Raw genomic sequence first — 23409 nt, 5'->3', positions numbered from 1 at the left:
CGGCGCATCAGGCGTCAGGTTTCGAGTCATCGATTTCTCGCTCGGGTTCGCCCTGCAAGCGCTGGTTGGCCCGCGCCCGCAGCAGCAGATACGCCAGCCCGCTGAGCAGGATCAGGCCCAGGCCGGTGAGCACCAGCGCCAATACCACATGGCGCGAGATCAGCCATTGCAGGTACTTGATCGGCCCCAGGCTGCCGACGTAATACTGCTCATCAGCCACCAGCGGTTCGATATTTTTGCCGCGCACCACCACCAGGCTGCCCTGGATTGACTGGGTATAGTCTTCGCCGCCGATCAGGGCATTGGTCACGTCGGCCAAACCCTGGGGCTGACTGCTGGCAAGCACCACCACACTGCGCCCGCTTTTGAGCGGCGACTCGAAACCCGTCAGGTAGGTACTGCTCGCCCCCCCGGAGAACGCCATCGCCATGCGCGCTCTGCGCAGGTTGGCTTCAGGGTCCGGGCTTAACCAGTCACGCACGCGCATAGGCAGATCGGACAGGTGCAAGCTCAGTTGCCCTTCGGCATTGCTGGCCGGCAGCTGATCGGCCCATTGCGCCAGCAACGGCTGATTGCCGCCGGACGCCAGCACCAGCAAATCCTTGTTGGCCGCACTGGCCACCTGCGCGGCCTGGAGCACCTGCACCCCGGTCGCCGGGTAACCGGTGGCGTGACCAAAGCGGCCGAGTACCGTCAGGTAGGCCGCCAGGTCCGCAGTACCGGCGTTATCGGGCAACACCACGGCCGTCTGCGACAAGTCCGCCAGACGGGTGAACGGGAAACCGGCATCCTTGAACACACCCAGGTTGGGCATGGCGATAAAGTGGTCGTAGCCACTGACATCAAGGGTCGACTCGGGGTCGATGGCCCCGCGCATGTTGTCGATGATGATGTCGTTGCATTCGCCCTGCTTGAGGTAGTCAAACATGTAGCGCAGTTGCAGGCGCGACTGCAGGGCTGCCGAATTCAACGGCAGCAGTAGCGTGGTTTCACGGCCAAGGCTGTCGTCGGACTGCAGGGCACTGAGCACGCCGCTGTCGAGTTTGTCCTGGGACAACAGGTTCTGCGACTGCATCAGGGCATCATTGAAGCTGATGATCAGCGACGAGTTATTGGATCGCTCCTGCGGCGTGTAGCGGTACTTCAGGTGCAGCGGCGCCCCTGCATCGCGCCAGGTAAACAGGTCCGGGGCAAAGTTCAGCGGCACGACAATATCGCCCGGGTTGTAACCCGAAACGCTCAGCTCCTTGGCTGGCAGCAACTCGCCCAGTTTCACCTTGCGATCACTGGACAGCCAGTTCGGGGCGTCATAGGGTTTGCGTGGCTGCACCACCTCCATCCGCTCAATGACCACACTGTTGCCCGACAAGGCCTGGTTGCCCAGCACCAGGGCCGTCGCAGCGCGTTTGAGTTCGCTGCCATCGCGCCCACTGAGCACCAGCAGCTTGCCATTGGCGTCATTGGGGTTGGCCATGACGGTCAGGGTCGGCCCTTTGGCGGGTGGCAGGCTCAGGCTGCCGACCTGCAAGGCGTCAGGGCCACTGAGCAATACCACGGCATTGCCGCTGGCCGGGATCTGGTTGAATGCCGAGGTGAATCGCGCACCGCGATAACTGGCCTGGGCACCAAACCAGGACGACAGTGCACCTGCGGCCTCCAGCGTGGCATTGTCGGGCGCCGCAGCGAATACAAACGGCAAGTCCAGGGCACGCGCATCGCGACGGTCAAAGAACGGCAGCGGCATGATCGCCAGATCGTCAGGCAAGACCAGGGGAGACACATCAATGCCCAATTCGCTGGCGTTGCTGATCTTGGCCCACAGGCTGGAGTGCTGAGGGTCCTCGCAGCTCATGGTGTAGTGCCCGATAAACTGCAGGCTCAGGCGGTTGAACTCGGTAATCAGATGCGCCGGGATCTGCACCATCTGTTGCTGCAGTTGCCCGGCCTTGTCCTTGGGCAACGCCAGGCTGGCGGCCACTTCATCGTTGACCAGCACGTTGATTTGCGACAGCTCTGCCAGCAGCGCCGGGGAATAGGTGTACTGCAGGTTGAGGCGGGCACCGGTGACGATCGAGTCGGCACGCACATCGAAGCTGACGCTGTCGGTGGACTCTACCCCGCGCAGGCTCATCGGGTAATTGCGGCCCAATTGCTTGAGGGTCACGGTGTAGCTTGTGGCACCGGCTGCCGGGGCTGGCGCAGTGCTGTTGGCACTGGCGGCGCCAGCGCACGCAGCCAGCAAGGCGCATGCCAGGCGGGCCAAGGCGCGGCGCGGCTGGCGCACATTGGCGAAGGCTGAAGGAATTGGGATCATCACTTGTCCAGGACATTTTCTAGCGTGGATGGGGTGACGCGGCGACGGCGCAGCAGGCTGCGCACTTCCATGGCCGAGGCTTTGAAGAGTTCGTGAATACCGCGCAGGCCGATGCGGCTGACTTCGCGCAAGGCCACCATCGGGGTGTCGACCTGCCCGCGACCCCAGGTCGAGGCCCAGGTATCGGCGCGAGAGAATGTCAGGCGCACCAGATCGCTTTGTTGGCGCAGGCTCAGGGCATCGAACTGGGCGCCGAGCAATTCGCCGCGGCTAAATACAATCACCGCCGGGAACACGCTCAGGTGCTGGTTGCGAAACAGCGAGATCTGCACCCGCTCGCCCTGGGGCACATTGACCCCCTCGGGTAAGCGCAGGCCCACGCCTTTTTGCGAGAAGTCCTGGGTCATGCCCTCGATCACGCTGCCATCAGCGCGGGTCAAACGCGCCGGCAATTGCGCAGCAACCCGGGGTTCGGCACGGATTTGCCGGGTTTCACTGGCCACCGCCACGGCGGCACTGGTGATGATGACGTTGTACAGCGTCCACACCAGGTTGATCAGCAACGTGGTGGTGGCGCCCTCTTCGCCCAGGGCCAGCCGCAACAACCCCCAGGCCAGGCCCGCCATATTCAGGGTCAACAGCACGATATACGGGCGGGCGAGCTTCCAGTCGAAGAATTTCTCATCGATGATCCCGCCCTTGTTGGTGACATTGAACCCACCCCTTTTGGGGTTGACCAGCGCCACCAGCACCGGGCCCATGATGTACCAGGCCAGTACCGTCTCGTAGACCTCGTTCCAGAATGAATGCCGAAACCGCCCCTGGATGGTGGAGTTGGTCAGGCTGGCATGGAAAATATGCGGTAAGGCATAGGCCGTGATCATCAACCCGGCAGCGTGGAAGATTTGCGCGTCAAAAAACAGAAAGGCCAGCGGCGCGGTCAAAAACACCAGGCGCGGCAGACCGTAGAAAAAGTGCAGCATCGCATTGAGGTAGCACAGCCGCTGCCCCAGGTTCAGGCCCTTGCCAAACAACGGGTTATCGGTACGGAAAATCTGCGCCATGCCCCGTGCCCAGCGGATCCGCTGGCTGATATGGCTCGACAGGCTTTCAGTGGCCAGCCCCGCCGCCTGCGGAATCGCCAGGTAGGCGGTGTTATAGCCGGCGCGGTTGAGCTTGAGCGCGGTATGGGCATCTTCGGTCACGGTTTCGACCGCCACCCCGCCGACTTCCATCAGCGGCTTGCGGCGGATCACCGCACAGGAGCCACAGAAAAACGTGGCGTTCCACAGGTCGTTACCGTCCTGCACCAGACCGTAGAACAGTTCGCCTTCGTTGGGTACCGAACGAAAGGTGTCGAGGTTCTTTTCGAACGGGTCCGGAGAAAAGAAAAAGTGCGGCGTTTGCAGCATCGCCAGCTTCGGGTCTTTCAGAAACCAGCCAATACTGACCTGCAGAAAGGATCGGGTCGGTACATGGTCGGCATCGAAAAACGCCACGAATTCACCGCTGGTGACCTTCAACGCTTCGTTGAGGTTGCCGGCCTTGGCATGCCGGTTGTTGTCGCGGGTGATGTAATTGACATTGATCTGCTCGCAGAACTCGCGAAAGTCTTCGCGCCGGCCGTCATCAAGCACATGCACGCGCAACTTGTCTTTGGGCCAGTCCATCGCCTGGGCGGCAAAGATGGTCAGCTTCACGATATCGAGGGCTTCGTTATATGACGGGATAAACACGTCAACCACCGGCCAATCGCTTGGCGGGCTCTTGAGCAATACCGGCTGGCGCCGCAGCGGCCAGGCCGTTTGCAGGTAGCCGAATACCAGCACCACCAGGGCATAGATTTCGGCCAGCACCAGGCCGTAGCCGAACACCATGTCGACCCAGTCGTCGAACCCCAGGGTTTCGGTCAGTCGCCAGTACATGTAGCGCAGCGAGGCCGTGAGTGACAGGCCGATCATGATCAGGATGGTCAGGCGCCCGGGAACTCTGCGCAGCACCAATGCGGCAACAAAGCAGCCGCTGGCAAAGAGGCACTGCGCATAGAAATCGAACGGTGCGGTAATGATCAGCAGGCCCAAAAGCCCGCAAACTACGGCGGTGCCGGCCAGCAGCGCACGGCGTGCCGCCACTGGCCACTGATCAAGGCGATCAGACAGCGCCTGGGCCCAACGCTGAAAACGGCTTTGCGCCCCCCGGGGGGCACTGCCTGACTGGCTCATGGGGCGGATATCCCCGCCGCACGGGTGCTTTGCAAGACGGTTTTGAGTTGCTCGCCAAGCTGCAAAACCCCTTCCCCGCCTGCAGACCCGGCTGGCGCTGCAAGCGGGTTGTGGCCATACGCCAGGGCCTCGCCAAAGCTATGATCCTCTACAACCACTGCCATTAACTGAGCACCCAGGCGGCGCTTGAGCACTTGGAGCATGTCGCGGGAAAACTCACGGTCGGGCTCAAACCGATTGACCACATAACTGCGCGCAACGTCGGCACCCAGCAGGCGGTCCATATGTTCCAAGGCAATAAAACTGGCCGCATCGGCGGCAGTGACCACCAGTACCTGATCGGCCACGTCCAGCGCCTGCTGCAGATATGCCGAGCGACCGCTGGGCGTATCGACAATCACCAGGTCATGCGTGCCCAGCGCCATGCGCTCCAGTTGCCGGGCCAGCCAGTGGCGGTCCTGGCTCATTTCGCGCTCCAGGGCACAGTGCTGCTCATCACTCAACACGCCGTAGGGCAACACTTGCACGTCGTTGAAGCCCTGCTGCAGATGGCTGCTCCAGTGGGTACTGCCCATGCCGGTCACGCCGGATGCAATCCCGAGGTGATGATGCAGGGCATTTTGTGGATCAAGGTCAATGGCCAGGGTCTTGCCGCCCTCAAGGCGCACGCTGCTGGCCAGGCTGGCGGCCAGCGTGGTCTTGCCAACGCCGCCCTTGGCCGAGACCAGCACGACGACACGGGCCTTGCACTGCGGTGTGCGCAATTGCGCCTGCAAAGACTGGGTCTCGGCCTGACGGGCCAGTGCCACTTCGGCGAGCAAATTACGCAGCGGGGTTGCAACGTCGGCAGAGCTCATCAGCGGCGCCTGCACTTCAGGTTGCACCGACACCTCCTGAGCGGGTGCAACCAGCGGCAGGCCAACCGGTACAGGGGCCGCAGCTTGAGCAGGCAGCGGGGATTTAACCTGGGCTGGGGGTGTATTGGGGTAATCGAACTGGCTGTCAAACTCGTGATAGCTGTCCGAAGTTGCGCCGAACCTGCTGAACAAATTCGATATGTCGTCTGTACGACTCATTAGTAGGTTCCTTCCGCACTGAGTATTCACGACGCATGGCCAGCAACAGGGCGCCAAAATAAGCCATCACAATGACATCGTCAATAAATTGAACAAAATTGCATTAATCTCGTCATTACAAGGACAAATAATTGGGTTATTAGCCATTTTATTGACGAAATAGACAATTTTTTATTTGGCGCTACTCGCCTAGCCCTCAGCACATCCACCCAAACTTTTGTAATGGCAGGGCTTTTACAGGGCGAGATAGACGCGTACAGACGCAGGAAACTGCCCTAAACTTTAGGTATTACCGGTTGCCGGTAATGGCAGGTTTCGAACCCGCAACGATAAGGAGAGCATCATGTCTGAGCACTTCAAAAACCTCAGGGGCGATACCCCTTTTGGTGCTGCCAGCCCGGAAGGCAAACGAGAACTGGCCGTCGCTGCTGCGTTGACCTTGATCCAGGCCAAGGTTTTAAACTCAGCCAGTTCCGGGCAGTTGCAGACGGAGATGAATAACCTGAACAAGTACGCCGATCAGATTCAGGCTGCACTTGAAGTCGTGTGAGGGAAGCACATATATCGCAGGCAAAAAAAAAGCCCGCCTGGCGGCGAGCCCTGTTGCAACACTTGACCGGCTCTTAATGGCGGCTGGACAAGTATTCGCGGCGCATATCCAGCGCCCAGCCATCGAGCACCCACTTGAAGTCATCCAGCGTCATGATCTGCGAATCATTTTCCAGGGTCAGCCCCGTCCCCTTGCGCACCACTTGCGCGACCACCTGTTGATCGGTGGCATCGATCACGGCTATCTCGGTACTGATTTCACTGTCCTGGTCGCGTATTCCGGCGGCCGTGCTGACACCTGCGGCGAGCAGGGTCACCGGCAAGTACTCGTAAAACCGCAGGCCCTGGGTACTTGCCGACAGCGAGACAATCGCCGGCCTGACGATCAGCGTGCCAGGGCCCGGGGCCGCGACAACGTTCATGACCTTGCCCAGTTCGCGCTTGAGCGCAGCATCGTAATATCCGGTCACAGCTGACAGCGTGGCCTGCGGCCCCCGCCCGGTCGGTAGCACCCACGGGTAAAGCTGGCTTGGCTCGATATAGACACCGGTGTAATGGCTGATATCCAGGTCAGGACTTACCCAGGACAGCACGGCCTGCCCGGACGGCAACTGCTTTTGCGTCAGCTGGCTGTAGTCGGACAGAAAACCCGAATAGTCTTCGGGCGGGATGGTTTTGCTGGCACAGGCCGTAAGCAAAATGGACAAGGCAGCCAGCAACGGCAGTGAACGACTGGTTCGCATGGAGCAGGAATTCCCGGAACGGTGTTTTACAGGAGGGTTCTGATCAGCCCGGGGCGCCTGAACGAGCGCGACAGGGCCAATTGCGCGCAGCTTGCCTGAGCGCAATTGCTGGCAGATGTCCGGTTTATTTCCGGGAAGCAAGGATGTTGCAGGGATGAAACAAATGACGGGGGATGGTCAAGCAAGCGCAGCGTGCCTGACACGCTGCGCACAGACAGCCAGAGGATCAGTCGTCCCTGTCGTCACGCTCGCGGTTGCGGTCATACCGGTGATCATTGTCGCGACGATCGTAGCCGCGGTCATAACCCCGATCATCGTGCCCCCGGTCGTATCCCCGGCCCGAGTCGTAACCGCGATCATGGCCATGCCGGCCACCGTCGTCCCAGATCGGCACGCAGCCGCCGAGCAAGAAAGCGCCAGAGGCGGCCAGGATCAATAGGGTTGTGCGCTTCATGTGAGCGTCCTGAAAGAAAGGTCATAAATATGACCGCAAAAACGCCCAATAATTCCTCGTCACCTGCTACATCCCTGGCAACAAATGCGCCCTGGAACAGAGGTCCTGCCTGGTCCAGTCACTTGCACCGGCGCCCCATTCAGGCTTGGGTCGCGAGATGCCAATCAACGATAAATAAACCTGCAAAAAGCAGTGCAAACTAACCTGATCCAGCTTCAATTACAGGTATAGGCCCATACCGAACAACCAGCGCCAACGACAGCCTGTCGCTAACTGCCCGATCCCTCAAGGGAGGTCGCATCGGAGTGTGATCCGCGGGCAGATCCCACTCCGATGCGGACAAAAACCCGGCGTCAGAAGCACCGGGATGCACCAACCACTTTCAGCCCAGGGGCGGCCCGGATAAAAACCGTTCCGCAATCAGCACCACGGCCTGCGCCTGAGAGGTGCGGGCGGTGTCTATGCAAAATGGCGCGCTGACCCACGCCTCATACTCATGATCGAGAACAGACTGCCAGGTGGGCGGTATCAAGCCGGGTATATCACTCACCCTGGTTTCCACACGGCGCTGATGCTCGTGCCTGTCAGAACAGATCACCTGGATATTGACCAAGGGCACCTCAGCGCATTTAGCGATGTCGGCCCATGCCTTTCGGCTTTCAGCGACCGGGTTTACACAATCAACGATCACCGTGTGACCGAAACCAAGATTGCTCAGGGCAAGCTCATTGGCGACCTTGTAACCGCTCGTGCCCACGCCTTTTGCCAGAACGCCGGCGTTACGAATAGCCTGCTCGATGGTATCGACCCGCAGGTACACGGCCCCTGCTCGACTGGCAAGATCCCTTGCAAGAGTGGTTTTGCCGGTGCCTGGAAGGCCGCTGAAGACAATAAGCATGTTATGTCCTTGAATGAGTCTGGTGACTGCCCTTTATACACGCGCCAACCTGTGCCTATGGCCGATGGGCAACCGGCCCGGTTATGCGCAAACGAACCTTGCAGCAGGCGCCAACGCCCGCAGAGAAAGAACGGCAGGCCACCCAACCGAACAGAACAAGCGACAGCACACCGCCGTCTCTGCCGCTTGAAATAGTGGCACAATGCCTGTATCTCTACGCGCCGTTTTAACGCCGCTATCCCAGCCACGCGCCCAGAGAACAATCATGAAAAAGCCGCAAGTGGACTTCGAATACGTGAGCGAGCTGCTCGCAAAGTTCTTCAAACAGCGCAGCCTGCAATCGGCCTTCAAGGTTATTGCAGCGCAAGACATCACTGGCTGGGAAATCTGGTTTCAGGTGGAGTTTGCTCGATTTCTTACAGAGCATGAATCAGAACCCGAATGGTCGCGCGAGTACCCGTTTGAGTTCGACTATCGTATGGAGAGAGAGCGCGCCTTCTTGAGGCCTGACTTCATCATTAGAAAAAAACACTGGGCTGCAGATCGGTATCTTGCGCTTGAAATCAAGCAACACCAGCAGCTAGGTAACTGCATCGCCAATATGATTAGCGACTTGAAGAAAGTTGCAAAAATCAGGAAATCCGAAATAGACCTGCGTTCCTATTGGGCGCTAGGCATTTTCCAGACCGATGATGAAATTGATCTGCCAGAACTGATTGAGTCAAAAATGTCTGGGACGGCACTGTCGTATTACCAATCGCGCACAGCCATCAACCACATTCCCGGCACAATCTACAGCTATGCGCTGTTCTAAACCCCTTGATAAGCCGTGATGCGGCACACGCACGCGAAGGCAAGCAAACACCATCAGGACGGGCACACAGAGAAAGGTATCGAGTACCTGGAGGTGGGAGCTGATTTGGCGTTCTGAGGTGGGGGTTTTGCAAAAGTTTTGCAAATCGCAGACAACAAAAAAGGGCCCACCTTTCGGTGAGCCCTTCCAGACCGCCCAGCAGAGCGGATTTTGTTTGGTAGGCGCGATTGGACTCGAACCAACGACCCCCACCATGTCAAGGTGGTGCTCTAACCAACTGAGCTACGTGCCTGCTGTGGGGTCGCATTCTATAGATTTGCGGAGGGGTGTCAACACCTTTTTTGCAGCTAACCCTATGAATAGTCGAATTTTTTATTTTTAACCCGAAAACACTCACCCTCCGGTGGCTGGCGGGCCGTTTTCAACTCAGGTAGCATCGACTTCACTCGTAAAAAATATAAAACAGAGGCTGCAGAATGTCGAACACTCCCTACCCCCAGTCCTACTATGCAGCTTCCGCTAATCCCGCACCCGAGCGCCCCGCCCTGCAGGGCGAGGTGGAAACGGACGTGTGCGTTATCGGCGCAGGCTATACCGGGCTGTCGAGTGCGCTGTTCCTGCTGGAGGCCGGTTTCAAGGTCACTGTTCTGGAGGCCGCGAAAGTGGGGTTCGGCGCTTCGGGGCGCAACGGCGGGCAGATCGTTAACAGTTATAGCCGCGATATCGATGTGATCGAACGCACTGTCGGCGCCAAGCAGGCTCAGTTGCTGGGGCAAATGGCCTTTGAAGGCGGCAAGATCATTCGTGAGCGTGTGGCCAAGTATCAGATCCAGTGTGATTTGAAGGACGGCGGTGTATTCGCTGCCATCACCGCCAAGCAGATGGGCCATCTGGAGGCCCAGAAGAAGCTCTGGGAACGCTATGGCAACACGTCGCTGGAGCTGCTGGATCAGCGCCGGATCCGTGAGGTGGTGGCCTGTGACCAGTATCAGGGCGGCCTGCTGGACATGAGCGGCGGGCACATTCACCCGCTCAATCTGGCGCTGGGTGAGGCCGCGGCTGTCGAGTCCCTGGGCGGCACCATTTATGAGCAGTCTCCCGCTGTACGCATTGAGCGCGGCGCCAATCCTGTGGTGCATACACCCCAGGGCAAGGTGCGGGCCAAGTTCATTATCGTCGCGGGCAATGCCTACCTGGGCAATCTGGTACCGGAGCTGGCGTCCAAGTCCATGCCGTGCGGTACCCAGGTGATCACCACCGAGCCTCTGGGTGATGAGCTGGCCAACACCCTGTTGCCACAGGACTATTGCGTCGAGGACTGTAACTATTTACTCGACTACTATCGCCTATCGGGTGACAAGCGCCTGATTTTCGGTGGTGGCGTGGTGTACGGCGCGCGGGATCCGGCCAATATCGAAGCGATTATCCGGCCGAAAATGCTCAAGGCTTTCCCGCAGCTCAAGGATGTGAAAATTGACTACGCATGGACGGGCAATTTCCTGCTGACACTGTCACGCCTGCCCCAGGTCGGCCGTATCGGTGACAACATCTATTATTCACAAGGTTGCAGCGGGCATGGCGTGACCTATACCCATCTGGCCGGCAAGGTGCTGGCTGAAGCCCTGCGCGGGCAGGCTGAGCGTTTTGATGCGTTTGCCGACTTGCCCCACTACCCTTTCCCCGGCGGGCAACTATTGCGTACACCGCTGACTGCTTTGGGTGCTTGGTACTACAGCCTGCGGGACAAGTTCGGGTTCTGATTTTTGTGGCAACGGCGCAGTTTCTGTGGGAGCCGGGCTTGCCCGCGATGGCCGCGCCGCGGTAGGCCTGAATGACCGCATCGTCTGAATCGCGGGCAAGCCCGCTCCCACAGGGTAATGCCAATGCTTACTTTTGGGATTGCAGGGTCTTGATCGCCGTAGCGCCGGCCTGTTCCTGCCCCGCACGGGACAGGTCGTTCGCCACCTTCAGCCAGCGACCCTTGTCCACACTGGCCGGCAACTGGGTGGGCGACAGGATCAGCACCGCCCAGCCGCCAGCATCCTTCCACGCCGACTCGAATTTGCTGAAGTCCATCAACCGCCGACGCTCCATGCCTGAGCGCAGCAACACCGTGCCTTTGGCGCGGTTGTAACCCACCAGCATGGCGTAGCGCGGCTCGGACCACACTGTGCCGTCGCTAAATCGCAGCATCACCGGGTAGCCCGCCGCCACTTGGGTCAGCAGCGCAGAAAGGGATTTGTCCAGCGGGTACACCATCAGCCCGTAACCCGCCGCTAGCTGCTCGATATTACCTTGCAACGAGTCTTCGGCCCCCGGCAACCCCAGCGGCTTGACCAAAAGCCCCGGGGTGATGCGCACTTTTTGCTCACCCAGCATACCCGCCAAGGTTTGCGGTGCCCCCTGGTTGGCATTGCCGCGGAAAAACGGCACGCCGTTCAGTTCTACCCGTTCTGGCAAGCGTCGTAACTCGGGGGATTCGACACTGGCGCAGCCCACCATCACCAACGCAAACAAACCCATCAACCACAGCCGCGCCGATCTTGACCCAGAAACTGCCTGCATATTCCCTCGCCTTAAATGAACGCCAGGCCTCAAAGCCCGCCATGAGCGTCAATCATAGGGCGCCAATAATGCGAGGTATAGCCTTAAGCCACAGCCCAATGGTTGGTATAGAGCGAATCGATTAGTCCTACACGACCTTCGGTCAATAGACTGCAACATCGCACAGACTAGACTGTCATCTGCTTAGCGTGTGTTTGAGCCCGTAGGGGGCAAAGGAGGCACTGATGAGCCCGATACTGACTATTTTCCTGCTGATCGCCGGCTGGCTGGCCGTCGCCGGGGCCATGCTCTGGGGCCTGATGCGTATTAGCCGCCATCATCACCCGCAGGTGCAGGCAAAACCTGAAGAAGCGCCGGAAAAACCTGTGGTTGGCGCCGTCAACGCACATTGATCGCACAAAAAAGCCGCTCACCCTGATCAGGGCAAGCGGCTTTTTTATTACAAGCTGCGATTATTTCACCAAGGCAGCCTGACGTTTTTCGCGGATCTGACGCGCCACAATGTTCAAGGTTTCAACCGTGGCCGAGAACGCCATCGCGGCATACACATAACCTTTAGGCACATGGGCACCGAAACCTTCGGCGATCAGGGTCATGCCGATCATGATCAGGAAGGCCAGGGCCAGCATCACGACGGTCGGGTTGTCGTTGATGAACTTGGCCAAAGGCTCCGAAGCCAGCAGCATCACCATCACCGCTACCACCACAGCAATCACCATGATCGGCAAGTGCTCGGTCATGCCCACTGCGGTAATGATGCTGTCGATGGAAAACACCAGGTCGAGCATCAGGATCTGGCCGATGGCAGCGGCAAAGCCCAAGGTGACTTTCGACGTCACACTGTCGGTTTTTTCTTCCACCTGTGGCGTCATGCTGTGGTGAATTTCACTGGTGGCTTTCCACACCAGGAACAGGCCACCGGCAATCAAGATCATGTCCTTCCACGAAAAGGCCTTGCCCAGCACTTCAAACACCGGCGTGGTCAACTGAACGATGTAGGCAATGGTACCCAGCAAGCCCAGACGCAGGATCAGCGCCATGCCGATACCGATACGGCGGGCCTTGGTGCGGTATTGCTCCGGCAGCTTGTTGGTCAGAATCGAGATAAAGATCAGGTTATCGATGCCCAGCACGATTTCCATCACGATCAACGTGGCCAAAGCGATCCAGGCTGCGGGGCTGGCAGCCAGTTGTAAAAGATATTCCATAGGTGTGTTCGGACTCTGCGTTAAGACACGTTAAATGGCTTGGGAAGATTGTTCTTTTTCTTGCTCAGGCTTTTCTTTTTCGATCAGCCCTCCGGTAGCTTCGCTCAGTGCTTGTTCAGCGGCCTTGTGGGTGTCGTCAATTGCCTGCTTGGCGGACTCAGCTGTTTTACTCAGCATTTGTTGCGCGGCTTTTTCCGCCTGGTCGCAACCCGCGATCGCCAGCAAACCTGCCGACAACAGCACTGCAACAGCTGATTTCTTGATGTTCATGCTTGTATTCCTCTAAACCGGCGGCCACCGGAGTGGCTTGCGCATAACGCGTGATTCTAGAGAAGCTAACACTTCAGGAAAATTCGTATTTTTAAGCGCTATACTTCGGTTTTTACGAAGTGTTACTACGCTGATGCTTAATTACCGCCAGCTCCATTACTTTTGGGTGGTTGCCAAAACCGGCAGCATTGTCCGTGCATGCGAGCAGCTCAACCTCACGCCGCAGACCATCAGCGGGCAAATCAGCCTGCTCGAGGATACTTACGGCCTGCCATTGTTTCGCCGGGTCGGGCGGCAACTGGAGCTGACCGAGACCGGTCGGCAAGTGTTGCCTTATGCCGAGCAGATCTTTCAGGTCGGCAGTGAACTGGAGAGCATGTTGCGCATGGCGCCCAAGGAGCAGCAGATCCTGTTTCGGGTGGGCGTGGCCGATGTGGTACCCAAGTCGATTGTGTATCGCCTGATTGCGCCGACGATGGAGCTGGATAAACCGATTCGCATTACCTGCCGCGAGGACAAGCTCGATCGGCTACTGGCAGACCTGGCGATTCAACGACTGGATCTGGTGATTTCCGACAGCCCCATGCCTTCGCACCTCGATATCAAAGGTTTTAGCCAGAAACTGGGCGAATGCGGTATCAGCTTTTTTGCCACTGCGACACTTGCCAAAGACTATGCCGAAAACTTCCCGCACTGCCTGCAAGGCGCGCCACTTCTGATTCCAGGACCCGAAACCATGCTTCGCAGCCGCCTGCTGCGCTGGCTGGCCGAGCAGCAGATACAGCCGCGAATTGTTGGCGAGTTTGACGACAGCGCACTCATGCAGGCTTTCGGCCAGTCCGGGATCGGCGTATTTATCGCGCCCAGCGTGATTGCCCAGGAGGTGATACGCCAGTTTGATGTTGAGCTGATCGGCCACACCGAGGCGGTCACCGAATCGTTCTACGCCATTACCGTGGAGCGCAAGATCCGCCACCCCGGCATCGTTGCGATTACCGAGGGGGCGCGGCGCGAGTTGTTTACCCCGCGCTAGCGCAGGCAGGGCGCACCTTGGCGGTCATCAGCAACAAGGCCAGCAGAATCGAGATCAGGATAAACCCGGCGGCAGCAAACCCCAGGCTGCCCAGGCCATAGTTATCGATAACCCGGCCACCAATCATGGCGCCCAGGCCGATCCCCAGGTTGGCCCCGGCAATGTTCAGCGACGCGGCAAATGCCGGGGCATGAGGGGCAACTTTCATCAGCCGTACATGGCTGACCAGAAACATCGCAGCCTGCGTCACCCCCCAGATGCCCATCGCCGCCGCCAGGCCCAGGGTTGAGTGAATGCTCGGCACCAGCGCCACCAGGCCGCCAATCATAAAGGCACAAAACACCATCGAAGCGATCAGCGGATGACGATCCACCATGCGCCCGCCCAGGGAATTACCGATCAGGCCGACGGCGCCAAAGCCCATCAGGCACCACCCCACCAGCGTGCCGTCAAAACCTGCCAGACGCTCAAGGATATCAGCCAGATAGGTGTAGGCCGTAAACATGCCGCTGAACACCAGCACTGACAGCACGATATGGCCGATCATCAGCGGGCTGCGCAGCAGGGCAAACTGTGAGCTCAAGGTGACATGCTCTTTCACCACCCGAGTCACGGGCAAATACAGCCACAACAGCAAGGCCTTGGCCAGGGCGACAGCGGCCAAAATGCCGAAGGCACTGCGCCAGCCCCAGGCATCCGAGATCAAAGTGCCTACCGGGATACCAAACACCGTCGCACAGACAATACCGAAACCGATTTTGGCAATCGCCCGCCCGGCGTAATCCGGGCCGACGATATCCACTGCCGTTTCACTGGCCAACGCCCAGAACACCGGCAAGCCCAATGCCGGCAGCAGCCGGGCAAAAGCCATCACCCAGATATTGGGCGCCAGCGCCGCCACGGTATTGGCAAAAGCGAACATCAGCAGAATCGAGATAAACAGGCGCTTGCGCTCAAAGCGCGAAAAGTAGGCGGTCAAAAAAGGCCCAAGGGCCGCAACCGTGAAGGCGAACAAGGTCACCAGCAAACCTGCCTGGGGCACGCTGACTTCAAGGTCGCGGGCAATCGAAGGCAGCAGGCCGACGATGACAAACTCGGTGGTGAGCACGGTAAAGCCGGCCGCGGACAGCAGCAGGATGGGCAACAGCATGAATAACTCCAGAGACAACGAGGCCAGCGAAAGCCCGAAAGGCCCGCTGATTTGAAGAAAAGGGGGGATAGGCAATGGTAACAGAATGCTGCGGGGTGCGGCCATTTCACCCGCCACCTCCCCTGTACGGATGTGGCAGATTGCCCCTGCGTAGGAAAGCCCCTACACGTCTATGATAAAGTTCGCATCCCGCCGACTTGCGTCGATCAGCCTGCCCGTTTGCCGCTGATCGCCCCACAGTTTTTCAATGCACTACCCAGAACAACTAGAGAAACCCTTATGACTGACGCTCCACCTACCCTGCTGCAAAAGCTCAAGCGCACCAGCCTGGTGACCCAGATTGTGATCGGTCTGCTCGCCGGTATTTTGCTGGCCTGGCTTGCGCCCTCGGCAGCGCTTTCGGTGGCCTTTATTGGCAAGGTGTTTGTCAGCGCCCTGAAAGCCGTTGCACCGATTCTGGTGTTTGTGCTGGTCATGGCCTCGATTGCCAACCACAAGCACGGCCAGGAAACCCATATCCGCCCGATTCTGGTGCTGTACCTGTTTGGCACCTTTGCTGCAGCCGTGGTGGCCGTTATCGCCAGCATGCTGTTCCCGTCGAATCTGGTGCTGGCCACCGAAAACATTGCCATCACCGCCCCTGGCGGTATCAGCGAAGTACTGCAAAGCCTGTTGCTGAGCGTGGTCGACAACCCGGTCAGTGCGCTGATGAATGCCAACTTTATCGGCATCCTGGCGTGGGCCATCGGCATGGGCATTGCAATCCGCCATGCTGGCGACACAACCCGCACCGTGCTCAATGACCTGTCCAACGGTGTCACCCTGATCGTGCGTGTGGTGATCCGCTTTGCCCCGCTGGGCATCTTCGGCCTGGTGGCTGCCACCCTCGCCTCTTCAGGCTTCGGCGCCCTGCTCGGCTACCTGCACCTGCTCACGGTGCTGATCGGCTGCATGCTGTTTGTGGCGCTGGTGGTCAACCCGCTGATCGTGTTCTGGAAGCTGCGTCGCAACCCTTATCCGCTGGTGTTTTTGTGCCTGCGTGAAAGTGGGATTACCGCGTTTTTCACCCGCAGTTCGGCGGCCAATATCCCGGTGAACATGGCGTTAAGCGAGCGACTGGGCTTGCATGAAGACACCTACTCGGTGTCCATCCCGCTGGGTGCCACCATCAATATGGCGGGCGCGGCGATTACCATCACGGTACTGAGCCTGGCGGCCGTGCATACGCTGGGGATCGAGGTGGATATTCCGACAGCCATCCTGTTGAGTGTGGTGGCGGCCATTTGCGCCTGCGGCGCATCGGGTGTGGCGGGCGGCTCGCTGCTGTTGATTCCGCTGGCATGCAGCCTGTTCGGTATCCCGAGCGAGATTGCCATGCAGGTAGTGGCCGTGGGTTTCATTATCGGCATCTTGCAGGACTCGGCGGAAACCGCACTCAACTCCTCCACCGATGTGCTGTTCACAGCTGCGGCCTGCATGGCCAAGGAAGATCAGCCCCTGCAACAGGGTTGAGGCAAGTGGGGCGGGCCAGCACCCGGTTTAAAGGGCACCAATAAACCGGGTGCTGGCTTGCTTACAACCCGGTCTGTCTGAATGACCGGGGTGCTGGCACAGTGCGCTTGCTTAGAAAGCGCCCATGTAATCGCGCTTGCCGATTTCAACGCCATTGTGCCGCAGGATGGCGTAAGCCGTGGTCACATGGAAGAAGAACTGCGGCAGGCCATAAGTCAGCAGGTAAGCCTGGCCGCTAAAGCGTTTTTCTTTCGGCGTGCCCTGGCGGGTGATGATTTCAATGCCTTCCTTGCCGTCGATTTGCTCAGGCTTGATCCCCTCGACAAACGCCAGCACTTTGCTGATCAACGCTTGCAGATCAGCAAAGGTCACTTCGCTGTCGTCGTATTTCGGCAATTCGATTTCAGCCAGACGGCCGCTGACCCCCTTGGTAAAATCAACTGCGATTTGCACCTGACGCACCAGTGGGAACATGTCCGGCGCCAGACGTGCTTGCAAGAACACGCTAGGGTCGATGTTCTTGGCTGTGGCGTGTGCCTCGGCCTTGGCCAGCACACCGCTCAGGGCGTTGAGCATTTGTTTGAACACAGGAACGGAAGCAGCGTACAGGGAGATAGTCATGGAAGTCTCGACAGTCTGTGGGCAGGAATGGAATGTGCGCCGATTATAGACACGCCAGCGCCCCTCTGGTGTATGAAGATCAACCCCACGCTCAGCCCCGGGACACCCACATGCTCTCTGCTCATCCCTCTACAGCGCCTGCGGCGGAAACGGCCCAGGCGCTGTATGGCAAGATCACCCGCAAGCTCATCCCCTTTCTCTGCTTGTGCTATCTGGCCGCCTATCTGGACCGGATCAATATTGGTTTCGCCAAACTGCAGATGCTCGGCGACCTGCAGTTCAGCGAAACGGCCTATGGCCTGGGCGCGGGGCTGTTTTTTGTCGGATATATCCTGTTCGAAGTACCGAGCAATCTGCTTATGGAGAAGGTCGGGGCCAGGGTCTGGATCGCACGGATCATGATCACCTGGGGCCTGCTCTCGGCCTGCACCCTGCTGGTCACCACCCCTACCCAGTTCTATGCCGTGCGTTTTCTGCTGGGGGTTGCCGAGGCGGGTTTTCTGCCCGGGGTGCTGTATTACCTGACCACCTGGTTCCCGACCCAGAGACGAGGGCGCATCATCGCCCTGTTTATGATCGGCATGCCGCTCTCCAGTGTGGTAGGCGGGCCGCTGTCGGGCTGGATCATGGGCGCCTTTGACACTGTCGCGGGGCTGCGCGGCTGGCAGTGGCTGTTTGTGCTCGAGGCGATCCCCAGCTTATTGCTGGGCATCCTGGCCCTCTGGGTGCTGCCCGACAGCCATCACACGGCAACATGGCTGAACGCCGACGAAAAATCGTTACTGCAGCAGCAACTGGGTCAGGACCACGCAGAGGGCCAGCACAGCAAGTACGGCTTTCGCGACGGGTTCTTCAACCTCAAGGTCTGGATGCTGGGCGGTATCGACTTCTCCATCCTGCTCAGCGCCTACGCCCTGGCCTTCTGGATGCCGACCTTGATCCGTAACGCCGGGGCAACCGACAACTTCCATATTGGCGTACTCACTGCCCTGCCCAGCCTTGCTGCCCTGATCGGCATGCTGATGATCGGCGCCAGCAGCGACCGGCATCGCGAACGTCGCTGGCATATCATCGTGCCCTTTGTGGTCGGCGCGACGGCAATGGCAGCCAGCACCTTTTTCAGCCACAACCTGCTGGCGATCGTTCTACTCTTTGCCATTGCCTCGGCTGCCATCCTCGGTGCCGTGCCGGTGTTTTTCAGCTTGCCGGCCACCTTTCTCACCGGCCGCGCAGCCGCGACCGGCTTCGCCCTGGCCTGCTCCCTGGCCAATATTGCCGGGCTGGTGAGCAACTCCCTGATGGGCATCGCCATTGACGTCACGGGCAGCAGTTCCGGGGCGTTGTGGTTCTTCGCCAGTTGCCTGCTGCTGAGCTGCCTGCTGGTAGTCGCCCTGCCCGCCAGGCTGGTCAACCGCTGAGCGACCATGAGCAACACCCCAGCGATCACATGCCAGTCGCTCTAGCGCGTAAAAACCCCCACAATGGCCGCTGGCAACGGTGACTCAAATTGGAGATGAAAATGGACGTTCCGGCTGATCAGTTTTCAGAAAACGTAAAAAACGATTCTGACGCAGGCCCCCTGCTCAACAGCACCGAGATCCGCATTCTTGGCTCCTTGATCGAGAAACAGGCCACCAACCCTGAAACCTACCCCCTGACGCTCAATGCCCTGGTGCTGGCGTGCAACCAGAAAACCAGCCGCGAGCCGGTGCTCAACCTGACCCAGGGCCAGGTCGGGCAAAGCCTGCGCGCCCTCGAAGGCCGTGGCTTTACCCGCCTGGTAATGGGCAGCCGTGCTGATCGTTGGGAGCACAAGGTCGACAAGGCGCTGGAACTGGTGCCTGCGCAAGTGGTGCTGCTGGGCCTGCTGTTCCTGCGGGGGCCGCAAACCCTCAACGAGCTGCTGACCCGCAGTTCGCGCATGCACGATTTTGAAGACACCGAACAGGTCCAGCACCAGCTCGAACGCCTGATTGCCCGTGATCTGGCCCTGCTGGTGCCGCGCCAGAGCGGCCAGCGCGAAGACCGTTACATGCACGCACTGGGTGACCCGGCCGAGATCGACACGATCATGGCTGCGCGCCAGCAACCTGCGGAGCGCAGCAGCAGTTCAAGCGTATCGCTGGAGCGTTTTGAAGCCCTCGAAGCGCGGATTGCCGCCCTTGAGGCGCGTCTGGCTGAGCTGGAATAACACCCTTCACGCCGCCCGCGAGCGTAATCAGCTGCGGGCAAATGCCACGGCAGCCTGAAACTGCTCGGCAGTGGGGCGAACGCCGGTGTACAGCACAAACTGCTCCAGGGCCTGGATGGCAATCACCTCAAGCCCGGTGATGACCTGCTTGCCCTGGGCACGACCACGCACGATCAACGGTGTTTCAACCGGGATCGCCACCACATCGAAGATGATATCCGCGCTGTCGATAGCCTCTGCGGCAAAGGCCAGATCATCGGCTTCAGCCCCGCCCGCCATGCCCACCGGTGTCACGTTGATCAGCATGTGCGGCCGCTGCGCGCCCAGCTCAGGTTGCCATTCATAGCCGCAGCTTGCCGCCAGGGCCGCCCCTGTTGCCTCGTTACGCGCAACGATCAGGCCATTGCGATATCCACCATCACGCAATGCCGAAGCCACGGCCTTGGCCATACCGCCGCTGCCACGCAGGGCAAAGGTGGTGTCCTTGGGTACTTTATGGCTGTCCAACAACTGGGCAATGGCGATGTAGTCGGTGTTGTAGGCCTTGAGATGGCCGTCGGTATTGACGATGGTATTGATCGAGGCAATGGCCCGGGCCGATGCATCCAGTTCGTCCACCAGCTCGATGCAGGCCTCCTTGAACGGCATCGACACCCCGCAGCCGCGAATGCCCAGGGCGCGGATTCCGGTAACGGCACCTGCCAGGTCCTTGCTGCTGCAAGCCTTGTAGTAAAAGTTCAGGCCCAGTTGTTCGTATAGATGATTATGAAAACGCAGCCCGAAATTCCCCGGTCGACCTGACAACGATATGCACAGCTGGGTGTCTTTGTTCGGATTCATTTGCATGCTCATCTCCTTGCTGAAGGCTTTTAGATGGACGGCACAAGCCGTATCGGAAAAATTGTTCGATCATAGTGCAGCTGCCAGAGCTGAAACGTCTCAGCGCCAGCAAACCTTACACAAAATTTACTCGGGCACTTCGCAGTTTTTTAAAAAAACACGGTCTTAATGTTACCCCCGGGTTTATCTGCGGCCTGGTGCAGGCCGAAACATCGGGGCTGGAACTCGAGGATTATCAAGATGCGTAGCATCCCCAAAATCGCTTTGCTTATCGGCGCCCTGGCTGTCGCAGGGCAGGCATCCGCCCATGGTGGCTGGGGGCCAGGGCCTGCAATTTTTGGCGCGGTGGTGGGTGCAGCGGTGGTTGGCTCGGTAATAGCAGGCCACGAGCAGCGCCCGGTGTATGTGCAACAACCGGTGTATGTGCAGCCGCAGCCGGTTTATGTACAGGCGCCACCGGTTTATTACCAACCGCAACCGGTGTATGTACAGCCGCCCCAGCCCGTTTACTATCAGGGCTATTACGGCCGGCCGCAACCGGTGTATTACGGTCCGCCGCGGGGCTATTACGGCCCGCCACGCTGGTAACCCCGGCACAGTGCCGACGGGTCCGGACAGATGATGTGAATGTCGCGGATGAGACATCATAGTGCCGCGTACTGCGGCATTATGGAGCGCCATCGGCGCCATCACCGACACACACATAAAAACAAGGACGACCTTTATGCCTACACAAAACCCGCACCATATCGTCGGGCTCTGCACCTCCAGCAAGGTGTACAACACCCTGACCGAGCTCAAGCAGCTCGAAGGTCATCGCACTGCCAAACTGTTGTCATTGTTGACCCAGCACCTGGTGCGCGAAGGGCTGCTGAGCGACCAGGAAGTGATGCACATGCTCGACCAGGTGGTTGATTGACACCTCATCGGCATCAATGACGACTATCACGCGCAATGATTTCTAGCGCAGCGGCCCAACCCGTAAGGTAGCGCCATTGTTGAAGGAGGTAGGTATGCCCAAGATTCATGTCATGTCGGTAATCGGCAGTGCCGTTCCCGCCCCGCTGCGTGCCGACGGCTTGCTGGCGTGCTGGTATGTGGTCAGCGACGGCGTTGCCGTCGGCGGCCCGTTCACCTCGCGCGCCGCCGCCCAGCTTACAGCCAGCCGCGAAACACATAGAACAGCGCAACACTCAACACAACACTGAGCAACACGTTGCGGCGCCACAGCATTAGCCCGATGGCGCACAACCCGGCCAGCAGGTACGGGTTGGCCAGGCTCAGGTCCAGCTGATGGTCCTTGACGAAAATGATCGGCCCGCAAATCGCCGTCAGCATTCCCGGTACTGCAAAGCCCAAAAACTCCTTTACCCCGCGATTCAGGCGAATGGGCAAGCGCGGTTCCAGAAACAGGTAGCGGTTAAAAAACAGGATCAAGGTCATCCCGCCAATAATTGCCCAGATCATGCCCAATACCCTCCAAGACGCTTGCAGGCATAGCCCGCGACCATACCCGCCAGCCCGGCCAGCACAATGGCCGACTCCCACTGCCAGTGACTGAACAGCACCACAGTGAACAACGAGACTGCCACGCAGACCACAGTCGGGATATTGCGCACCACGGGCGTAATCAACGCGATAAAGGTGGCGGCAATCGAGAATTCCAGCCCCAGCTGGTCCAGGCCCGGTATGCTCTTGCCCAGCACCACGCCCAGCAGGGTGAAAATATTCCAGCCCACATACATGCACAGCCCCACCCCCAGCGCGTACCAGCGGTTGAAGGTGCTCTGGTCAAACGGGCTGACCAGGGCAAAGAACTCATCGGTGAGCAAAAAGCCCAACCCGAAACGCCATTTGGGCTCGAGCGGCGCCACCAGCGGGCGCAGGTGCATGGCATAAAGCAAATGCTGCGAAGTCAGCAGCAAGGTAGTGACCAGAATCGAAATCGCACTGGCGCCGCCCTTGATCATGCCAATCGCCACCAGCTGCGCCGCACCGGCAAACACAAACAGTGACAGCCCCTGGCTTTGCGCGGGGCTCAACTGGGCATCAATGGCGGTGGAACCGGCCAGCAACCCCCAGGGCGCGCACGCCAGGGTCAGCGGAAGGCAGGCAAGGGTGCCGCGCACAAACGCGGTTCGAGCAAGTGAATCAGGCATTGAAAACAATCCGGTAATCAGCAGCGGCAAAGGGTCGCAACATCGGGGCAAAAAGTCTTGAACGATCTTGCTCTGCTGCCCTCATAACTTGACGCGGACCGCTTGAAAACGGCCCGCCGTGTTTGACGAGAGGCCAAACCTGGTCTTTAGTCAGCCGCACTCAAGAGACGTTAATTCCGATCAACCGCTGCCACGAGGAACCACCATGAAAGACCTGAAATCCGCCAAGGAAAGCAGAAAGGCCGATCTGCGGACACCTACGGCACTGAGCGAACAAGCCTGTATCGATATTGCAGCCGAAGTGAACGCGCTGCTCGCAGACACCTTCGCCATCTACATGAAAACCAAGAATTTCCACTGGCACATGTCCGGCCCGCATTTCCGTGATTTCCACCTGCTGCTCGACGAGCAGGCTGACCAGATCTACGCGACCACCGATGCCATTGCCGAGCGAGTACGCAAGCTGGGGCGCACCACGATCCGCTCCATCGGCCACATCAAGAAACTGCAACGCCTGCTGGACAACGACGCCGACTTCGTGACGCCGGAAGACATGCTGGCAGAGCTGCGCGAGGACAATATCCAGCTGGCCGCCTATATGCGCGAGACCCACGACATGTGCTCCGAGCTGGGCGATGTGGCGACTACCAGCCTGCTGGAAAACTGGATCGACGAAGCCGAACGCCGCGTGTGGTTCCTGTTTGAGTCGTCGCGCACCAAGTAACCCCCCCGTAGCAGCTGCCGAAGGAACGAGGCTGCGTTCGATTGCGAAGCGATCGTAAAACCTGAG

The 23409-nt window shown here is 59.1% G+C and carries 26 protein-coding genes and 1 tRNA gene; 12 read left to right on the top strand and 15 right to left on the bottom strand.

Going from position 1 to position 23409, the window contains the following annotated elements; translation table 11 throughout:
• Positions 1–7: 7 nt before the first annotated feature.
• Genes bcsB through bcsQ form a run of 3 tightly spaced genes read right to left on the bottom strand, consistent with a single transcriptional unit; the run spans position 8 to position 5612 of the window.
• Positions 8–2314 (bottom strand): cellulose biosynthesis cyclic di-GMP-binding regulatory protein BcsB, encoded by a 2307-nt coding sequence (bcsB, locus tag AB3G35_RS11580; RefSeq protein WP_369782687.1) that lies wholly within the window; start codon positions 2312–2314, stop codon positions 8–10.
• Complete coding sequence (gene bcsA / locus AB3G35_RS11575; protein WP_369782686.1) at positions 2314–4536, bottom strand: UDP-forming cellulose synthase catalytic subunit; 2223 nt, start codon at positions 4534–4536, stop codon at positions 2314–2316. The genes bcsB and bcsA overlap by 1 nt, the downstream gene beginning before the upstream one ends.
• Positions 4533–5612 carry a cellulose biosynthesis protein BcsQ gene (gene bcsQ, locus AB3G35_RS11570; RefSeq protein ID WP_369782685.1) on the bottom strand — a complete coding sequence of 360 codons (1080 nt, stop codon included), beginning with the start codon at positions 5610–5612 and terminating at the stop codon, positions 4533–4535. The genes bcsA and bcsQ overlap by 4 nt, the downstream gene beginning before the upstream one ends.
• 343 nt (positions 5613–5955) lie before the next feature.
• On the opposite strand from bcsQ, the gene AB3G35_RS11565 reads away from it, so the two are divergent.
• Positions 5956–6162, top strand: coding sequence for a hypothetical protein (locus tag AB3G35_RS11565; RefSeq protein ID WP_016780385.1), 207 nt, complete (start codon positions 5956–5958; stop codon positions 6160–6162).
• A 73-nt stretch (positions 6163–6235) separates the two neighbouring features.
• Here the strand turns inward: AB3G35_RS11565 and AB3G35_RS11560 are convergent, their stop codons facing one another.
• From AB3G35_RS11560 to AB3G35_RS11550, 3 genes are all read right to left on the bottom strand, one after another.
• Positions 6236–6904, bottom strand: a complete 669-nt coding sequence (locus AB3G35_RS11560) for a DUF3313 domain-containing protein (RefSeq protein ID WP_086796267.1) — start codon at positions 6902–6904, stop codon at positions 6236–6238.
• Positions 6905–7130: 226 nt separating this feature from the next.
• The gene (locus tag AB3G35_RS11555; protein ID WP_086796266.1) at positions 7131–7358 is read right to left on the bottom strand and encodes a hypothetical protein; all 228 of its coding nucleotides are present in this window, start codon (positions 7356–7358) and stop codon (positions 7131–7133) included.
• A gap of 382 nt (positions 7359–7740) precedes the next feature.
• Complete coding sequence (locus AB3G35_RS11550) at positions 7741–8256, bottom strand: AAA family ATPase (protein WP_340079375.1); 516 nt, start codon at positions 8254–8256, stop codon at positions 7741–7743.
• Between the two features lie 265 nt (positions 8257–8521).
• Here AB3G35_RS11550 and AB3G35_RS11545 point away from each other — a divergent pair, with 265 nt between their 5' ends.
• On the top strand, positions 8522–9070 hold the full coding sequence (locus tag AB3G35_RS11545) for a hypothetical protein (protein WP_106116130.1): 549 nt from the start codon (positions 8522–8524) through the stop codon (positions 9068–9070).
• A gap of 215 nt (positions 9071–9285) precedes the next feature.
• On the opposite strand, the gene AB3G35_RS11540 is transcribed toward AB3G35_RS11545, so the two are convergent.
• Positions 9286–9362: transfer RNA gene (locus AB3G35_RS11540), tRNA-Val, on the bottom strand.
• A gap of 184 nt (positions 9363–9546) precedes the next feature.
• On the opposite strand from AB3G35_RS11540, the gene AB3G35_RS11535 reads away from it, so the two are divergent.
• Positions 9547–10830, top strand: coding sequence for an FAD-binding oxidoreductase (locus AB3G35_RS11535; protein WP_016780368.1), 1284 nt, complete (start codon positions 9547–9549; stop codon positions 10828–10830).
• A gap of 127 nt (positions 10831–10957) precedes the next feature.
• Here the strand turns inward: AB3G35_RS11535 and AB3G35_RS11530 are convergent, their stop codons facing one another.
• Positions 10958–11593: a hypothetical protein gene (locus AB3G35_RS11530; protein WP_016780367.1), complete on the bottom strand. Its 636-nt coding sequence runs from the start codon at positions 11591–11593 to the stop codon at positions 10958–10960.
• A gap of 266 nt (positions 11594–11859) precedes the next feature.
• On the opposite strand from AB3G35_RS11530, the gene AB3G35_RS11525 reads away from it, so the two are divergent.
• Complete coding sequence (locus AB3G35_RS11525; RefSeq protein ID WP_016780366.1) at positions 11860–12027, top strand: hypothetical protein; 168 nt, start codon at positions 11860–11862, stop codon at positions 12025–12027.
• A 60-nt stretch (positions 12028–12087) separates the two neighbouring features.
• Here AB3G35_RS11525 and AB3G35_RS11520 read toward each other — a convergent pair whose 3' ends face one another.
• Together AB3G35_RS11520 and AB3G35_RS11515 are read right to left on the bottom strand one after the other, a co-directional pair.
• Complete coding sequence (locus tag AB3G35_RS11520; protein ID WP_369782683.1) at positions 12088–12843, bottom strand: TerC family protein; 756 nt, start codon at positions 12841–12843, stop codon at positions 12088–12090.
• Between the two features lie 30 nt (positions 12844–12873).
• The gene (locus AB3G35_RS11515) at positions 12874–13113 is read right to left on the bottom strand and encodes a hypothetical protein (RefSeq protein ID WP_016780364.1); all 240 of its coding nucleotides are present in this window, start codon (positions 13111–13113) and stop codon (positions 12874–12876) included.
• A 133-nt stretch (positions 13114–13246) separates the two neighbouring features.
• Here AB3G35_RS11515 and nhaR point away from each other — a divergent pair, with 133 nt between their 5' ends.
• Entirely contained in the window at positions 13247–14146 is a 900-nt protein-coding gene (gene nhaR / locus AB3G35_RS11510) for a transcriptional activator NhaR (protein WP_016780363.1), read from the top strand.
• On the opposite strand, the gene AB3G35_RS11505 is transcribed toward nhaR, so the two are convergent.
• The gene (locus tag AB3G35_RS11505) at positions 14133–15296 is read right to left on the bottom strand and encodes an MFS transporter (protein ID WP_016780362.1); all 1164 of its coding nucleotides are present in this window, start codon (positions 15294–15296) and stop codon (positions 14133–14135) included. The genes nhaR and AB3G35_RS11505 overlap by 14 nt on opposite strands.
• Positions 15297–15575: 279 nt before the next feature.
• On the opposite strand from AB3G35_RS11505, the gene sstT reads away from it, so the two are divergent.
• Positions 15576–16808: a serine/threonine transporter SstT gene (gene sstT / locus AB3G35_RS11500; RefSeq protein WP_095004073.1), complete on the top strand. Its 1233-nt coding sequence runs from the start codon at positions 15576–15578 to the stop codon at positions 16806–16808.
• Between the two features lie 111 nt (positions 16809–16919).
• On the opposite strand, the gene AB3G35_RS11495 is transcribed toward sstT, so the two are convergent.
• Positions 16920–17429, bottom strand: a complete 510-nt coding sequence (locus AB3G35_RS11495) for a DUF1993 family protein (protein WP_106116127.1) — start codon at positions 17427–17429, stop codon at positions 16920–16922.
• Between the two features lie 110 nt (positions 17430–17539).
• On the opposite strand from AB3G35_RS11495, the gene AB3G35_RS11490 reads away from it, so the two are divergent.
• Positions 17540–18847: an MFS transporter gene (locus tag AB3G35_RS11490; RefSeq protein WP_134050514.1), complete on the top strand. Its 1308-nt coding sequence runs from the start codon at positions 17540–17542 to the stop codon at positions 18845–18847.
• Positions 18848–18948: 101 nt separating this feature from the next.
• Positions 18949–19620, top strand: a complete 672-nt coding sequence (locus AB3G35_RS11485) for a YceH family protein (protein WP_086796258.1) — start codon at positions 18949–18951, stop codon at positions 19618–19620.
• Positions 19621–19647: 27 nt separating this feature from the next.
• Here AB3G35_RS11485 and AB3G35_RS11480 read toward each other — a convergent pair whose 3' ends face one another.
• On the bottom strand, positions 19648–20466 hold the full coding sequence (locus AB3G35_RS11480; protein WP_016780357.1) for a shikimate 5-dehydrogenase: 819 nt from the start codon (positions 20464–20466) through the stop codon (positions 19648–19650).
• A gap of 234 nt (positions 20467–20700) precedes the next feature.
• Between AB3G35_RS11480 and AB3G35_RS11475 the strand changes: the two genes are divergently transcribed.
• From AB3G35_RS11475 to AB3G35_RS11465, 3 genes are all read left to right on the top strand, one after another.
• A complete protein-coding gene (locus AB3G35_RS11475) occupies positions 20701–21048 on the top strand; it encodes a hypothetical protein (protein WP_016780356.1) in 348 nt (115 codons plus the stop codon).
• A gap of 136 nt (positions 21049–21184) precedes the next feature.
• The gene (locus AB3G35_RS11470) at positions 21185–21379 is read left to right on the top strand and encodes a hypothetical protein (protein ID WP_016780355.1); all 195 of its coding nucleotides are present in this window, start codon (positions 21185–21187) and stop codon (positions 21377–21379) included.
• Positions 21380–21473: 94 nt separating this feature from the next.
• A complete protein-coding gene (locus tag AB3G35_RS11465) occupies positions 21474–21668 on the top strand; it encodes a hypothetical protein (RefSeq protein WP_081481031.1) in 195 nt (64 codons plus the stop codon).
• Here AB3G35_RS11465 and AB3G35_RS11460 read toward each other — a convergent pair.
• Together AB3G35_RS11460 and AB3G35_RS11455 are read right to left on the bottom strand one after the other, a co-directional pair.
• A complete protein-coding gene (locus AB3G35_RS11460; protein WP_016780354.1) occupies positions 21616–21927 on the bottom strand; it encodes an AzlD domain-containing protein in 312 nt (103 codons plus the stop codon). The two genes, AB3G35_RS11465 and AB3G35_RS11460, sit on opposite strands and share 53 nt — an antisense overlap.
• Positions 21924–22619 carry an AzlC family ABC transporter permease gene (locus AB3G35_RS11455; RefSeq protein WP_016780353.1) on the bottom strand — a complete coding sequence of 232 codons (696 nt, stop codon included), beginning with the start codon at positions 22617–22619 and terminating at the stop codon, positions 21924–21926. Before AB3G35_RS11455 ends, AB3G35_RS11460 begins: the two co-directional genes overlap by 4 nt.
• A gap of 205 nt (positions 22620–22824) precedes the next feature.
• On the opposite strand from AB3G35_RS11455, the gene AB3G35_RS11450 reads away from it, so the two are divergent.
• Positions 22825–23343, top strand: coding sequence for a Dps family protein (locus AB3G35_RS11450; RefSeq protein WP_016780352.1), 519 nt, complete (start codon positions 22825–22827; stop codon positions 23341–23343).
• Positions 23344–23409: the final 66 nt, after the last annotated feature.

The sequence above is a fragment of the Pseudomonas sp. WC2401 genome (genome assembly GCF_041200115.1).
Lineage (GTDB): Bacteria > Pseudomonadota > Gammaproteobacteria > Pseudomonadales > Pseudomonadaceae > Aquipseudomonas > Aquipseudomonas fragi.
Note: the sequence above shows the minus strand (reverse complement) of the source record. Positions and strands in the feature narration are given on the sequence as shown.

Bases quoted from the DNA above. Each gene is read 5' to 3' on its own strand.
- AB3G35_RS11450 (WP_016780352.1), top strand. From the start codon at position 22,825: ATGAAAGACCTGAAATCCGCCAAGGAAAGCAGAAAGGCCGATCTGCGG.
- AB3G35_RS11465 (WP_081481031.1), top strand. From the start codon at position 21,474: ATGCCCAAGATTCATGTCATGTCGGTAATCGGCAGTGCCGTTCCCGCC.
- AB3G35_RS11485 (WP_086796258.1), top strand. From the start codon at position 18,949: ATGGACGTTCCGGCTGATCAGTTTTCAGAAAACGTAAAAAACGATTCT.
- sstT (WP_095004073.1), top strand. From the start codon at position 15,576: ATGACTGACGCTCCACCTACCCTGCTGCAAAAGCTCAAGCGCACCAGC.
- AB3G35_RS11555 (WP_086796266.1), bottom strand. From the start codon at position 7,358: ATGAAGCGCACAACCCTATTGATCCTGGCCGCCTCTGGCGCTTTCTTG.
- AB3G35_RS11565 (WP_016780385.1), top strand. From the start codon at position 5,956: ATGTCTGAGCACTTCAAAAACCTCAGGGGCGATACCCCTTTTGGTGCT.
- AB3G35_RS11520 (WP_369782683.1), bottom strand. From the start codon at position 12,843: ATGGAATATCTTTTACAACTGGCTGCCAGCCCCGCAGCCTGGATCGCT.
- AB3G35_RS11475 (WP_016780356.1), top strand. From the start codon at position 20,701: ATGCGTAGCATCCCCAAAATCGCTTTGCTTATCGGCGCCCTGGCTGTC.
- AB3G35_RS11535 (WP_016780368.1), top strand. From the start codon at position 9,547: ATGTCGAACACTCCCTACCCCCAGTCCTACTATGCAGCTTCCGCTAAT.
- AB3G35_RS11525 (WP_016780366.1), top strand. From the start codon at position 11,860: ATGAGCCCGATACTGACTATTTTCCTGCTGATCGCCGGCTGGCTGGCC.
- AB3G35_RS11560 (WP_086796267.1), bottom strand. From the start codon at position 6,904: ATGCGAACCAGTCGTTCACTGCCGTTGCTGGCTGCCTTGTCCATTTTG.
- AB3G35_RS11515 (WP_016780364.1), bottom strand. From the start codon at position 13,113: ATGAACATCAAGAAATCAGCTGTTGCAGTGCTGTTGTCGGCAGGTTTG.
- AB3G35_RS11480 (WP_016780357.1), bottom strand. From the start codon at position 20,466: ATGCAAATGAATCCGAACAAAGACACCCAGCTGTGCATATCGTTGTCA.
- AB3G35_RS11470 (WP_016780355.1), top strand. From the start codon at position 21,185: ATGCCTACACAAAACCCGCACCATATCGTCGGGCTCTGCACCTCCAGC.
- AB3G35_RS11455 (WP_016780353.1), bottom strand. From the start codon at position 22,619: ATGCCTGATTCACTTGCTCGAACCGCGTTTGTGCGCGGCACCCTTGCC.
- nhaR (WP_016780363.1), top strand. From the start codon at position 13,247: ATGCTTAATTACCGCCAGCTCCATTACTTTTGGGTGGTTGCCAAAACC.
- AB3G35_RS11460 (WP_016780354.1), bottom strand. From the start codon at position 21,927: ATGATCTGGGCAATTATTGGCGGGATGACCTTGATCCTGTTTTTTAAC.
- AB3G35_RS11505 (WP_016780362.1), bottom strand. From the start codon at position 15,296: ATGCTGTTGCCCATCCTGCTGCTGTCCGCGGCCGGCTTTACCGTGCTC.
- bcsQ (WP_369782685.1), bottom strand. From the start codon at position 5,612: ATGAGTCGTACAGACGACATATCGAATTTGTTCAGCAGGTTCGGCGCA.
- AB3G35_RS11550 (WP_340079375.1), bottom strand. From the start codon at position 8,256: ATGCTTATTGTCTTCAGCGGCCTTCCAGGCACCGGCAAAACCACTCTT.
- bcsA (WP_369782686.1), bottom strand. From the start codon at position 4,536: ATGAGCCAGTCAGGCAGTGCCCCCCGGGGGGCGCAAAGCCGTTTTCAG.
- AB3G35_RS11495 (WP_106116127.1), bottom strand. From the start codon at position 17,429: ATGACTATCTCCCTGTACGCTGCTTCCGTTCCTGTGTTCAAACAAATG.
- AB3G35_RS11490 (WP_134050514.1), top strand. From the start codon at position 17,540: ATGCTCTCTGCTCATCCCTCTACAGCGCCTGCGGCGGAAACGGCCCAG.
- bcsB (WP_369782687.1), bottom strand. From the start codon at position 2,314: ATGATCCCAATTCCTTCAGCCTTCGCCAATGTGCGCCAGCCGCGCCGC.
- AB3G35_RS11545 (WP_106116130.1), top strand. From the start codon at position 8,522: ATGAAAAAGCCGCAAGTGGACTTCGAATACGTGAGCGAGCTGCTCGCA.
- AB3G35_RS11530 (WP_016780367.1), bottom strand. From the start codon at position 11,593: ATGGGTTTGTTTGCGTTGGTGATGGTGGGCTGCGCCAGTGTCGAATCC.